Origin of the sequence: Phormidium sp. CCY1219, from assembly GCF_035615515.1 — a bacterium.
GTDB lineage: Bacteria > Cyanobacteriota > Cyanobacteriia > Cyanobacteriales > Laspinemataceae > CCY1219.
On sequence record NZ_JAJENT010000624.1, the window covers coordinates 1 to 13,978 of the forward strand.

Sequence of the window (13,978 nt, forward strand, 5' to 3'; positions counted from 1 at the left end):
AGGGGGGAGAACTCCTCCCTACGCATAAATGACGAGGGTTTCCGTTCTCCCCCTTACCAACCCTAATTTCTGATGACGCAGGGTACCGAGTTGGAAGACTTCCCCAGGAGTAAAGGTGGTGCGACCTACCCCGGTAAATCCCAATCCGCTTTGACCCGCATTCGTCGCCGGATTGCCCCAGCGCACCTGATTTTCCCCGCCAACCGTGGGAGTTGCGACAAAAAGACCGCCGTCGGTACCCGTCCAAGTCCCAGAAGAACTCGAGAGGGTAAACCCATGAGCAGCAGAAGCACTCAGGGCGATCGCGCAAGTGAGGGCAGTGGTGGAGATTCCCGTTACCAGGGCAGTGAATCTTTTATGCATAAGTAACGACCTGCGATCGAAATGTTCCTCACCATAATACTCCCGAACCGGGTATGGCGATCGAACGTTCTTTACAAAAAATTACATGCGATCGCAAGCGCCGGGCCTAACGTTATCAAATCATTACATTTCGAGCGCTACGGTGGGCAAGTCCTTGCCCACCCCACAATACCTCACGATTCCCCTGGCGAAGCATTCATCGGTTCTCCATAAATAAACCCATTGCCCACCGTACCCAAAAACACCCGTCCGAAAGCATTCATATCCCCCACCAACACCCGGGCATCTTCATAATACCCCTTGGGCGTTTCCGCAATTTTAACCCAACTCGCGCCCAAATCCGTCGAGCGGAAAACCCCCCGCGCGCCGGCGACCTCTCCTTGCAGGTAAACCGTCGGATGATTCATCCCCGGTGCGGCTTTGCCAAATCCCAGCACTTGTGCGCGTTCCACCTGCGGCACCCGCACAAATTCCTCGCCAAAATCAACCGAGCGATACAACCCTTTCTCCTTTAAACTCACCCATACTTCCCCCGCTATTCCCGGTGCCGTTTTCACATTCGCGCCTTTCCAAACCCCTGCCGGTAGGGTTTCATTCACCATCGCCCAGGTTGCGCCCCCGTCATCGGTGCGAAGCAATCCTTTTTTGCCGTGATGGTAGAGATAAAAGGTTTCTGCGCGCACTGCATCTGCGGCTAATGCCTGCTGCGGATTCCACAAATGGGTATGTGCCCCGCCCATTTTTTGTCCCGAAACCAAGGAACTTTGCTGCCATGTTTCTCCCCGATTTGTGGTATAATAGGGAGACGCGCTATTGGTTGGTTGCCACACAATATTATTTGTATCTGTGGCCGAAACTGCCACATTTCCAAACACCAACTTATCGGGATGAGTGTTATTTTCTAGGGAAGGAAACTGCTGCCAATTGCGGCCATTATCCGTCGAAAATCCCGCTCGACTGACGGAGAAATTATGCTGGGTGGCACCGACAGAAACGATAAAGTTAGGATTGCCGCGACTGTAGTCGATACTGGTGGTGGTATTAAACACTTCCCGGCCATGATTGTGCGTGGGAAACTCCGAGAAAGAGGTATGGCGAAATCCATCAAAATCGGCGATCGCGGTAATCAAACTGGCACCATTGGGAGTGCTGAGTGCATCAAAGGTGACGGTTTCTTCCAGACCATTAACTGTCGCAGACCAGTGGAGGGAATTATCCCCTGCATTGTCGGTTTTCCACACACCAATTCCGTTGGTGAGCCACAGGCGATCGCTCTGGAATGGAGACACCGCAATTCCCCCAGAAAGGGTCCAAAAACTCCACTGCGGCCACCAAGGGAGTTTATCCAAATGATGGTTTAACGTCACCCAGGTTTCGCCGCCATCGTCTGAGCGATAAATTTGTTTCGGCGTCATGGGATAGGTGAGGACAAATAGGCGATTCGGATTGTTGGGGTCTGCAGTAACGCCAGCGTAATTTTTACCCGGTTCTGGGGTAATGTCTTGCCACCCCTGGGGGGAGTATTTCCACACTGCGCCTCGGCTGTCTTGTTTGGTGCGATAAAACGTGGCGATTAATTCTTGGTTGGCATTGACGACCCCCTGTTGCGGCACCAATTTGCGATCCGGACCGCCGCGCAACCATTCCCAGGTGTTACCGCCGTCGGTGGTGCGGTAAATGCCTTGACCGGCAACCCCGGCGTAGATAACTTGGGTTTTGTTAGCGATCGCCGCCGCTGTGGGGTCGAAGGTGACGTATGTAACCCCGGCGCGATCGTCCTTCTCTCCCTGGGGTTTCCCCACCGGTACTTGGGCGGTAGGGATCTGTCTCCAGGTTTGACCGCCATCTTCCGTGTGCCACAACCCATTGCGGCGAGAGGCGAAATAGACGATATTGCTGTTGTTGGGGTCTACCGCCAGACGCTCTCCGGTCCAGCGCCAATCTTCGTTCCCCCCCATCGGGATGGAGAGGTCTAGCACTTGCCAGGTTTCGCCGCGATCGCGCGACTTGAGAACCGCCCCGGGGACGGGTTGTTTTTTGCGCTCGGTGTAAGCCCCGGTGGCAATATAGAGCATGTTGGGGTCTTGCGGCGCGATCGCCAGACTTTCGATACTGCGCGAAATCTCCGGCGATACATTATCCCCGCGCAGCAATTGCACCCAGCTTTCGGTTTGCGGGTTCCAGCGAAACGCACCCCCCACATCGGTGCGGACGTACAATAGATCCGGTTCCTTGGGATGAATCGTCACCCCGGTAACAAAACCCCCGCCGCCGATTTTTACCGCTTTCCATTCGTATCGTTCGTTATTCGCTGTGGTAAATACCGTGCGATTCGCACCCATTGTGGATACATTCGCATCCGGAGAGGGGCTGAATAGAGTGCTGGCATAAACGGCAAAGAAAAAAGCAACAATGGCAACCGCAATATAGATAACTTTGGTTTTCGAGAGGGCGATCGTTGGTTTCATGGGTGAAAAACTGAGTAGCAATTGTCGGGGAAAAAGATAATAGCCAATCCGGTTTGTCAAAGCCGTGCGATACCGTTTTTCAAGCATTAACGATCTAGATGAAATGTAGGCACAGGTTTGGGCCAAGTCCTTACCCTAGGTAAATGTGGAAATAGATGTTTGAGCCAATGGATAGAAGTTCTCCGGGGGAAAGTCACGGTGAGGATTCGCCAGCGAGAATCAACTCGTCAGAGCCTTTGTAACTGATTACTCGAGCGGGGATACCCACGGCTACGGCGTTATCCGGGATATCGTTCGTGACCACCGCATTGGCCCCGATCGCCACATCATTGCCGATCTCGATATTGCCGATAATTTTAGCCCCCGGACCGACAAACACGCGATCGCCGAGTTGGGGACAGCCTTGATTGTCGCCGCGCATCGCCGCCCCAATCGCCACCTGCTGACTTAACACGCACTCCTTGCCGATTTTGGCATCGCAATGAATAAATATCCCGTTAACATGGGGGATAAAAACTCCTTGTCCAATTTCCGCGCGGTTGGGAAATTCACTGCCGGTAACGATTTCAATCAGTTTTTGCCAAATGGCACAAAACACTTTCAAAAATTGGCGAACGAGCGGCATGCGAACGTTAAAATGCACCCAGCGGCTAAAGCGATATTGAGTCATCGCCCATAACCCCTGCTTGGTGAGCAGTAGAAGCCACCAGGGGTGCTCGTCCATCAAGACGTAGCGCTCGATATCTGCTTGTAATGGTTGTAACATAATTCACAACTTTAAAACCCACTTTTAATCCAGTTCAAGGATAGCAAGTTGGCGATTGAGTTTTCCTCATCCCCAGGGAAGAGCTTGGAAAGGCTCCTATTTCCCGGGAAAAACTCGTTTTTATCGCCACCGTGGGAATGGAAAATCATTGACCGCGAGGCTGAATGAGGTTAGGCGAGTCATGCGATCGCGCCGGGGAATCCATTGGGAATAATTGCCGATATTGGGCGATCGCATTCTCTGCAGAAAACACCGCCGCTCTAGTTTGCAAGACCTGACCATCCGGAACTTCTGCCAGAGTTTGGGCGATCGCCGTTGCCATTGCCTCACTATCCCCCACCGGCACTAATTTCCCATAGGTTCCCTCGGCTAAAATTTCTGCCGGACCGCTTTCGCAGTTTGTGGACACCACGGGGGTACCGGCAGACATAGCTTCCACCAGCACGTTGCCAAACCCTTCCCAAGCCGAGGATAGCACCAACAGCGCCGATCGCGCCATATAGGCATAGGGATTCGCCACAAAGCCAGGGAGCGCCACATCTGCAGCAATACCCAACTCTCGCACCAACGATTCCAGATGCGATCGCTCCTCCCCTTCTCCTAACAGCATCAACCGCATCGATTGATTTTCTCGCACTTTCGCAAACGCGCGAATTAATGTAGGAAAATCCTTCTGTTTGTTCAACCGTCCCACCCCTAAAATCACCGGCGGTTCTCCCGGAGAAAACCACGGATGGTCGATGGATTCTTCCTGTTTGGCTTGCAATGGCGGCGTGACGATAGGATTGTAAATCACATGGATATTTTCCCCGCGCAAACCTAACTGGTTCAAGTCTTTGGCGACACCGCGCGACACGCAAACCACTGCATCGGCGATCGGATAAACCCAGGGAATCAAATAGGGAACGAACTTGCGTTTTAGATTCGGTGCATGGCGCGATTCCCGAGACAAGGTATTGTGAACCGTGACGATAGTGCGCGTGCAACCCCCCGCCAGGGATTTCGCCCACAGCGCCACCAAATTGGTATCTTCCAACGCCGAAAGCAGCACCTTCGGGCGTTCTCGTTTCAGATAGCCCACCAAATCTGGAAGGCTTCTCAACAAACTTTTGCGGTTTAAATTCACCGCGTTTATCTGTGGGGAAATTTGCGAAAGATAAGGCCCTTCTGGGGTGACTAATACCAGGTCTACATCCATCCCTTGCCAAGCAAAACCCTCGGCTAAATTCAGCATCACCCGTTCTGCGCCTCCCCCGTCTAAATCTTTAAGAAAAATCGCAATTTCAGACATGGTTATCCCTCGTTAAACGTTTGAATAATTCTTGTCTTTTTCCCCTGACAATGCTGGGGATGCGGAAGGCGCTTCGGTGCTTTCCGGAAGCGGCGACTCGACGGTAATTCGTCCCAAAGAAAGCACCGCCATCATGTAGGTTGCCCACAGGGCAGAATTATGCGCCATAATCGAACTTTCCGTGATATTATAGAGCAATAAAAAAGAACAGTACATCAATGGCCACAGGTGCTCCGGCCCGCGAGTCAACCGCGCCCGATGATAGGCCCGTCCCCACGCTAAGAAATAGCTCAGCAGAAAAAAGAATAATCCCATTAAACCCAAATCGCAAGCGAGATTCACGAAGCCATTATGGGCATGAGGCGGAATGTAATTCGCCCCGATTTCTTCCCCGATCGCAGCCGGTATCGCGCTTCTCGGATGCCAAAATGCAGCGCGCCCGTAACCCAACCAGGGGCGTTGCTGAATGCGGGCGATCGCACCGGCCCAAATTTCCGTTCGTCCCGTCAGGGTCAAATCCCGCCCCATACTCTCGAGAATGATTCCCGCATTGCTGATAAACGTGAGCGCCAGGGCCGCAAAAATTAAAATGATAATATTGAGTATAATCACCGCATTCGTATCCCGCCAGCGCAAACCCTTGTAAAGCTGCAACAGAATCGAAACCGTAATAAATACCATCAAACCCGTCTTAGAAGTAGACAGGATAAGCAGCGCCACCCACAGGAACAAACCGCCCCAAGCAATATAAGTAAAGCGGCGAAGAATCATCGTCAAAAATAAGAAAATCAGGGCACTATAGGCGGAAATTTCAGCTAAAATATTTTTATGCACGTAAAGGCCGCGCCACGCCCCAGCATGATCCCCAGTGGTATGAATCCCTTCCGAGGGCATCCCGAGGGTGTACAACACCGAGATAACGCCGATAATTCCCATCGCCCATGCCATCAGGCGAATTTGCTGTTTTAAGGTATAGCAGGAAGCGACGTAAAGGGAAAACGAAGCCGTTTGACAGGCGACAATTCCACTTTTTAGAGTATCTTTAGGAAACGCAGACCACAAAAAGGAAAGCAGGGTCAGGGTTAACAGCAACCACAGAAATGGATCGCGCAACAAGGTGCGAACCGTTCTGCGCCAGCGCGCTAACAGCAGCAGAAAACTCATCCCATAAACCCCATATTGAGTCAGAGAAGAGACCGGATCCGGAACTAATTTATAGAGGCTACCCGACAGGTAGATAATTCCGACGATAACTAGCAGTTTTTCTCCGAGTCTGACTAATTCCCTCATTGTAAATAGTAATAAACCGATTTTAAATAGATGGTCAGGCGATCGCGCCAAGGAGTGCTGGCGAGATACTTATCTATCCAGTCTCGCGAGTCTCCTACTAACCCGCCACTTTTCCAAGACGCCGCAATGCCATTGGCAAAGCAATTATTGCTAAACGTCCAAATCGCTTCGGGAAAATAATGGCGCATCCAATAGGCGGTGAGAATTTCAATTCTTGCCGTGGTTTTAAACCGATCGTTGCGATCGGTATATGCATTATTTTGATGGATGCGCTGAATGGATAAAAAGCGATTGATGACATAACCCGGGGTTAACGCTAGGGCTAAAAACTTGAGGTAGTTATCGCTGAGTATGGGAATTTCAGGCATAGGTAACATTTTCTCCAACAGCGATCGGCGAAAGCAAAACGCCGAAGTTGCCGGCAATCCCGAGGGCGGAAGGTAATTGTTTAACTTTCCCCGTTTCAGCGGTCCTCTAAAATCGTATTCTGCCGATAAACCCACCTCCTTTTGTCCTCCGGGGATGGGATTGAGCTGTGCATCCACCCATTGTTGCGGATGAAAACACCACCCGCGATCGCGATTTTCTTGCAACGCCTCCACCACCTCTGCCACTTTGGTCGGCACAAACAAATCGTCGGCATCCAACAAGCAGATAATCTCGCCGCGACTGGCTTCAAACCCACTGTTAAAAGCCGACGCCTGACCGCCATTTTCCTGTAAAATTGGCAGAATTTTATCCCCATATTCGGCGATAACCTCCCGGGAATTGTCTGTAGACCCATCGTCTACGACAATCACCTCAATATGGGGATAAGTTTGCTGCAATGCGCTGTCAATGGCTGCGCCCAGAAATCGCCCGTAATTGTAATTATTGATGGCAATGGTCACTAACGGTTCGTTTGGCATATAATTTTTCCCTGTAGTTAGCAAATTGAGAGGGTTTAACTCATCCAATGGCTTAAATCGCGCTGTAAAATGTGGGATAATTTATCATTTTCTGCCCGGAATTCTTCGATTAACTCAGCGCGGAAATCCGGAGAGAGAGGAGTACGTTCTTGGGGTTTGGCATTAACCTTGCGGATAGCATTCATAATGCCAAAGCTCTCGATTCCCAAAAAGGATTGGGTTTTTTTCGCCACGGCGATCGCCCAACTGGGGGTTTTTTCGGTAAACTGACCCAACAGCGGATTTTTGTGCCCTTTATTGGCATTCACCCGAGGAAAATCCACCCGGTTATCGGACGGAACCTGCAAAAATTCTAACACCTCGTCATAAATTTTTTTCGGGGAAGCTTTAAAATCATCGAATAAAATCAACTTGACTTGCGAGGCGGGAAATACAGCGAGGAGTTTTTCCACTTGGGAACCAAGTTGTCCGAGATGTTTGTATTGCAAAACCCGGGGATTGCTGCATCGTTTGGGCAGAAACTTTCCGGTTTGGCGATCGCCTTGCAACCGCCACGCTTTTTCAAAGTCCGGCTCATCTTCTCCCGTATTGTACAACAATTGCGAATGATAAGAATAAACCAATTCTACCGGATTGCGAAGCATGGCAATAATTTTAGCCGTCGGTTGAACGCGGCGAATATTCTCTAACGCCACATCAGAACATAAATAATGAACCGATGCTTCGCCTACGGCTTTGTGCTGCGCTGTAGCATCTGCAAATAATTCCAAATAGCGCTCCCAAGTGGTAAACGGCGTATGATTGTAATCTTCGGCAAAATAATGAGGTTCTTTCGGGGAAGACATATAAACCTGCGGATGCGTCCTCAAATATTCGCTCAGGGCAGTGGTTCCGCATTTGGGCGCTCCAACAATGAAAAAATTAGGTTCTTGCATGGCATTTTATCGAACAACATCAAAGCAGTGGCTCGCAGAATTGGCTTTTGCCACTTGGCCTTTATTTCGATTCAATTGGTTCCAACCAGTGAGAAAGGTCGTGGTGAATCAACTCTTGCAATTTTAAGATATCCTCGCGATATTCCCGCAGCAGTTGTTGGCGGATTTCCGGAGGCATGGGCGGCTTTTTATAGCCCCTAAAATTCCATTGTTTCAGCCGATTGGCAATGCCGTGCCGAATTTCTTTCGGCAACAGTTGGTTGATAGTAGACTTGATGGGATTCGGTTTGACCATCAGTTTGTTTAACGTGGAGTTTTGCGGCATTCCCGATACATTATAGCGCTCCGACATATCCGGTATAAATTTATCGTCTACTTCTAAAAATTGGAAGATGTCTTGCAATATGCCAGTGGGATTTTGCTTAAACCTGTCATAGGGATAAATTTTGAGCTGGTTGCGGTCGAAAACCTGCAAATATCGCTGGATTTGCGGAGAGTAAAAGGAACGATTTTTATAGTGCCAAATGCCTTCCCAGTTTTGCTGAATGCGCTGGGGTTCGGCTTGCAGCGCCCGCGCAAAATCCGTGAGGGGTTCGTCGCCATCGCGCACTAGGTGGAGAAAACAGGCATAAGCGGCATCTGCGGGGTTGCGAAGCAGGGCAATCAGTTTGGCGTCAGGAATGTGATGCTGAATGCGGAAGGGGGCTTGCGGACTACTCAGATACGTGGTGGAGGCTTCGCCGATCGCGATTTCGTCCGATACCCCATCGAATAGCTTGCGGTAATCTTCTACTCGAGTCACTGCATCCCGATAGCGCTCTTTATCCCCGGGACCTTGAAAGTCAATGGATTGCCCTTCTAAGGCAAAAAAATGGGGTTCTTTCACCGGACTCATGTAAATTTCCGGATGTTGGTTGAGGTAGTAATAAATGGCACTGGTTCCGGCTTTCGGAGCGCCGATTATTAGAAAGTTTGGCATTATCATGTGATTGTCTCCTCCGGGGGATAAAATTAACCGATTTTGCCCAAGGCGGTGGCGTAAATGTTCAGTCGTTTGTAGACAAACCAGACGAGCAAGATATTCCAAAGCATCATACTGGTTGCGGTGGCGATCGCGGCTCCCTCGCCAGCCCACAGGGGAATCAGCGTGGCATTCAGAATAATATTGAGCAAGGCGCTAATCGTCACACCGATCGCCGTATCTTTTTGATGGCCGGTCATGTTCAGCAACACCGCCACCGATCCGGTAAAAGCATTAGTTAACTGGCCCAAACACAGCACGATTAAAACACCGTGACCGGCGACAAACTCCCGACCAAATAACAATAAAAACCAATTTCCGAAGAGAATTAAAATTGTGGCGATCGGCACAGCGGCCAAGAGAATTAACCGACAGCTTTTCGTGATGACTCGTTGCAATTTCTCGCGATTTCCCTGGGCGTAGAGACTGGCAAAGGTCGGACCGAGGGAAGTATTAAAGGCAACCAAAATAAAGGTAATCAGTCCCGCGCCGCGATTGGCAATGTGATAGATGCCCACGGTTTCGGCATTGGCCATCGCTCCTAACATGACGGTATCGGTTTGGTTGTTGAGGATATACATTCCGCCCACGAACAGCATCGGTAAGGCTTCGCGGATCCATTCCCCCCGACGATAGCCAGGAGAGGCGGGTTGGAGTTTAGCCGCCAGTGCCCGTTGCAGCAGGGCTGCGCCCCAGAGAAATGCCACTGCGGTGGCCGTGGTATAGATTGCCACTGCGATCGGTGCAGTGAGGCGCTCTTCCAGCAGGAAATACCCACCGCACAGCAGGAGAATGATAACAACGGGACGGACGACCAGTTCGGGGAGTTGGCCCAGGACAATGCGATCGAGGGCTTGCATCGTCGCACTTCTAATCCGCGACAGTGCCATCAGCGGGAGTGCGATCGCGGCAATCCAAAACACAATCCGTCGGGGAGAATCGGGATCTGAGGTGAGAACTGTGGCGGTCACAGCGGCGATCGCGGCTAATCCCAGACCCGCCAGCAACACCATCAGATGAGACCAGCGCAACAGACCCCGGGCTAAATGCCAATCCCCTCGGGTTTGATAGACCGCTATTTCCCGGGTGAGCAAAGGGGCTAACCCCAAGGTCGCTGGAATTTCCAGCAAGGTCGCCCAAGCGATCGCGTAGGCATAAATCCCGTACCCTTCTGCGCCCAGCAAGCGGGCCAGCAGCAATCCAATGGCATAGCCTAAGCCCGCATTGAGCACTCTAAATCCAAAGGTCCCCGCCACTGCTTTGGCGAGAAACCCTTTCAAATTATCCCCTGATGCATTTCCTAAAATGGCTCGTACCTTGTGCAAAAGATACTGTTTCGAGCGGGCGATCGCCGCGTTGGGATGCTTTTTCATATGAACTCGATAAAATGGATAGGCTAAAGGGCGATCGCGCCGCAATTAATGAGAAATCGACTTTTTCCGTTCCTCGGACATTTTTTTGCGACCCCCATCGATATTTTCGTGGGAATTTTCTTTGTAATAAATTTCTGCATAATGGAAGTAACTGTCCGGTTCGGTTTCGCCCACCACGCCATTCATGGCAATTCCTAACACCGTTTGCCCCGATTGATCCAAACGCTGTTTGGCTGCATTCGCACTGGCACTGTCAATCAACCCCGGTCTCGCCACGAGCAAAATTCCATCGCTCATTTTGCTCACTGTCAGCGCATCGGCAACTAACAGCAACGGCGGCGTATCGAGAATCACACAATCATAAGCTTCCCGGCAATCTTGCACCAGGGAATTCATCCGCTTCGAACTCAGCAACGCCAAGGAATTCGGCGGAATCACCCCGGAAGGCAATACGTCCAAATTTGGCGCGACGGGTCGTGCCACCTGGTGCGGTTGCAGTTGACCGACGATCGCATCGCTGAGTCCTTTGGCATTGGTTAAATTCCAAATATGATGTTGAATCGGATGGCGCAAGTCCGCATCCATCAGCAACACCCGATTTCCCAGTTCTGCCATTGCGGCGGCTAAATTGGCCGCCACGGTGGATTTTCCTTCTTTGGTCACGGAACTGGTAACCACAATGACTTGTAATTTGCGATCGGGACTCAAAAAGTTCAAGTTTGCCTGTAGCATCCGGTAGGATTCGCCAATCATCGATGTCGGGTTTTTAATCACCGCCACTTGCGGCAGTTTATCTTCGATTTTTCTTCTCCTAAACCGTCGCTTTCTCTGGGTATTGGGAATCATCGCCAGCAAGGTATAGTTCAGGATTTTCCGCAATTCTTTGCTAGTTTTGATGGACGGATCGATTAATTCCAGCAAGAATGCCGTCACAACGTAGAAAACCCCTCCCAATACGATGCCCAATGCGAGAATCATTTTGCGACTGGTAGAAACCGGATATTCAGATACCATTGCTGGACTGATAATCTGCGCGTTTCCTACATTTTGATTTTCGGCAATTCTAACTTCTTGCAGCCTTTTCAACAGAATCTCGTAGGTGGATTTTGCCGCATCCACCTGTCTTTCCAAATCCTGCTCCATTTGTTTGAGTCTGGGCAGGATTTGGGCGCGTTGTTGATGTTCGTTACGCGAGCGAATCAGGGATCTAAGCTGTTCGATCGCCCCTTTGCGTTCTGCTTCGTAACTGACTAAGGATTCGATCAGCACGTTTTGCAGCTCTCCCCCCTGCAAATCTCGAGCTTGTAGGGGCTGCCTTTGGCGATTGACAATCCCATTTACTTGCTGTTCTAATTCCGCGCTCAGTTGCGCTTTTTGTTGCTTTAATTTCAGCACCATCGGATGGGCGTCGCGAAATCGACTTTGTTCCCTCGCCAATCGCTTTTCGATTTCCTGCAGCTCTTCGCGCAGTTGCTGCACTTCAATCGAGCTACTCACGTTACTTTGCAGCAGCGCTTCCTCAGACGGTCTGCCAATTTTATTCTGCAAATCTTCAATCCGCGCTGTCTGTTGTTCAACCCGCGCCTTTACTTGGTCAATTTGGCTCTCTAATTCAGAAATTCTAATGACCGACAGGCTTGCTTCTTCTTCGAGTTTGACAATATTATATTGTTCTTTAAAGGTTCGCAAAGCGGCTTCTGCTTTTTGTAACTCTTTTTCGGTTTTGGGAAGCTGCTCGTTAATAAATGCCCGGGCGGCAGCGGCTTCGGCGCGGTTGACCAATACGTTGTTATCGATGTAGGTGTCCATGATGCGATTGACCACCGCCTCGGCTTCTTCCGGTTCCGGGCTTTTATAGGAAACCAGCAAAACGTCGGTTCCCTGCAGGGCTTTGACGCCGAGACCTTCGCGAAAGCTTTCATAACTAATCGGTTCGCCTTCCTCGGTGGTCAGGTCTAATTCCTCGATGGCTTGCATCAGGATGGGCACCGATCGCAACACCTCGGCTTCGGTGTCGATCGGGCTATCTTGCAGGTTTAATGGCTCTAAGGTGCCGATTTTTTCCCCGGCTTCGGTGACTAATGCCGAGGTGGTACTTTGTTTTTTGAATTTTAGTTTTCCATAGGCTTGATATTGTTTTTCGGACACTAAAGCAACCCCGAGAGCGCCGATGGTGGTCAATACCCACACCATCGTCGCCGGCAACCAATGTCGTTTCAGAATTAACCAGTATTTCTGAAAGTCGATATCTTCTGGATAATCTTGATGTTCCATCAGATTTCACTCCCGATTATTAACTGTTTTTCCATTTTATTCTCATCGCCTGCTCCGCAACACTCCTTCAGACAAAATCTTCTCGCTCTTCTCGTCAGCGCTCAGGTTGAGACCCAATCGTTTTGGCTTGGATCCTTCATCGGCACTTTTTACTGCACCGCAATAGAGCTCTACGAGCTTTTCAATATAATAATGAATATCTAACGAGGCCACTCGGGAGCGTGCGGCACGTCCTAAGGCGCTTCTGAGGGGTTCGTTTTCGATGGTCTTTTGCATGGCTTGGGCTAACCCCTCAATATCCCCGGGATTAACTACTAATCCTGTCTCGCCATCCTCAACTACTTCGGGAATTCCGCCCACTGGGGTGACGATGGGCGCAAGTCCCCAACTCATCCCTTCCAGTAATGCCATCGGTAGTCCTTCGTTGTAAGAAGGAAGCAAAAAGACATCCCCTTTGGCTAATAATTCGTTGCGTTGCTCTCCGTTTATCCACCCGGGAAAGCTAACTTGGGACTCGATGTTTAGCTCTTGGGCTAACTCCCTGGCACGCTCGATTTCTCCAGTGCCGGCTAAAATTAGGTTGACTTTTTCTCGCTGTTCGCTCGGCAATTTGGCAAAGGCTTGCAGCATCTCGAAAATGCCTTTGCGTGGGGTGATTTTTCCCAAGAAAATGAAATCGATCTGCCGATCGCCCTCGCCGCGATCGAGAAGATGCTCGGGCATGGCAACGGGATTGAGCAATACTACGGTTTGTTCGGGCTTCAAACCGCAATGGGTGACGTAAAATTCTTTCCAACTCTCTGACAAAACAATGGTATAGGTGCTGCGTTGCAACAACCAGGCGATCGCTCGTTTTATCGGGTTCGGCAATGTCAGGTAAAATAAATGAAATTCGCAGCCATGTGTGTGGATAATCACCGGTTTGTGAAAGGCAAATGCTATCAGCGCCAGAATCGATTTGCGGACGATGCTACCCCTTTCAGCGAGATGAATGTGAACCACATCTACGCGATCGCGCCACAATTCCCCGAGGAAGCACCACAGCGCTCGCGCGAAAACTTTCAGCATGTGTAGCTTCGACCTTTGGCTCGGTTCTCCATCCCAGGTGGTAATATGTTGCATTTCAAATTCGGTCGGTATTCTCTCGAGGATCAGTTTTTCAACTTGACCCATTCCTCCTTTTTCCTCTAAGCTCGGTCCGAGCATGATTACTTTCATAGTTTCCCTCTGGTTTCGTCGCCATCGAAAATTCACCGCCCTCGATGTATTCCGATTAATTAATTCCGTTT

The 13,978-nt window shown here is 50.3% G+C and carries 11 protein-coding genes; all 11 read right to left on the bottom strand.

The window, feature by feature from the left end:
* Positions 1 to 18: 18 nt before the first annotated feature.
* Positions 19 to 363, bottom strand: coding sequence for a choice-of-anchor K domain-containing protein (locus tag LKK83_RS17730; protein WP_324632587.1), 345 nt, complete (start codon positions 361 to 363; stop codon positions 19 to 21).
* Positions 364 to 536: 173 nt separating this feature from the next.
* Positions 537 to 2,831 (bottom strand): hypothetical protein, encoded by a 2,295-nt coding sequence (locus LKK83_RS17735; protein ID WP_324632588.1) that lies wholly within the window; start codon positions 2,829 to 2,831, stop codon positions 537 to 539.
* 193 nt (positions 2,832 to 3,024) lie between these two features.
* On the bottom strand, positions 3,025 to 3,597 hold the full coding sequence (locus LKK83_RS17740) for a serine O-acetyltransferase (RefSeq protein ID WP_324632589.1): 573 nt from the start codon (positions 3,595 to 3,597) through the stop codon (positions 3,025 to 3,027).
* Between the two features lie 145 nt (positions 3,598 to 3,742).
* Positions 3,743 to 4,888, bottom strand: coding sequence for a glycosyltransferase (locus tag LKK83_RS17745; RefSeq protein ID WP_324632590.1), 1,146 nt, complete (start codon positions 4,886 to 4,888; stop codon positions 3,743 to 3,745).
* Between the two features lie 12 nt (positions 4,889 to 4,900).
* Entirely contained in the window at positions 4,901 to 6,178 is a 1,278-nt protein-coding gene (locus tag LKK83_RS17750; RefSeq protein ID WP_324632591.1) for an O-antigen ligase family protein, read from the bottom strand.
* A complete protein-coding gene (locus LKK83_RS17755) occupies positions 6,175 to 7,086 on the bottom strand; it encodes a glycosyltransferase family 2 protein (protein ID WP_324632593.1) in 912 nt (303 codons plus the stop codon). The genes LKK83_RS17750 and LKK83_RS17755 overlap by 4 nt, the downstream gene beginning before the upstream one ends.
* A 35-nt stretch (positions 7,087 to 7,121) precedes the next feature.
* Positions 7,122 to 8,021: a sulfotransferase family protein gene (locus LKK83_RS17760; protein WP_324632594.1), complete on the bottom strand. Its 900-nt coding sequence runs from the start codon at positions 8,019 to 8,021 to the stop codon at positions 7,122 to 7,124.
* Positions 8,022 to 8,082: 61 nt separating this feature from the next.
* Entirely contained in the window at positions 8,083 to 9,000 is a 918-nt protein-coding gene (locus LKK83_RS17765; RefSeq protein WP_324632595.1) for a sulfotransferase family protein, read from the bottom strand.
* Between the two features lie 32 nt (positions 9,001 to 9,032).
* Positions 9,033 to 10,415 (bottom strand): flippase, encoded by a 1,383-nt coding sequence (locus LKK83_RS17770; RefSeq protein WP_324632596.1) that lies wholly within the window; start codon positions 10,413 to 10,415, stop codon positions 9,033 to 9,035.
* 45 nt (positions 10,416 to 10,460) lie between these two features.
* Positions 10,461 to 12,689: a GumC family protein gene (locus tag LKK83_RS17775; protein ID WP_324632597.1), complete on the bottom strand. Its 2,229-nt coding sequence runs from the start codon at positions 12,687 to 12,689 to the stop codon at positions 10,461 to 10,463.
* Positions 12,690 to 12,731: 42 nt separating this feature from the next.
* Complete coding sequence (locus tag LKK83_RS17780) at positions 12,732 to 13,907, bottom strand: glycosyltransferase family 4 protein (RefSeq protein WP_324632599.1); 1,176 nt, start codon at positions 13,905 to 13,907, stop codon at positions 12,732 to 12,734.
* Between the last annotated feature and the right edge of the window lie 71 nt (positions 13,908 to 13,978).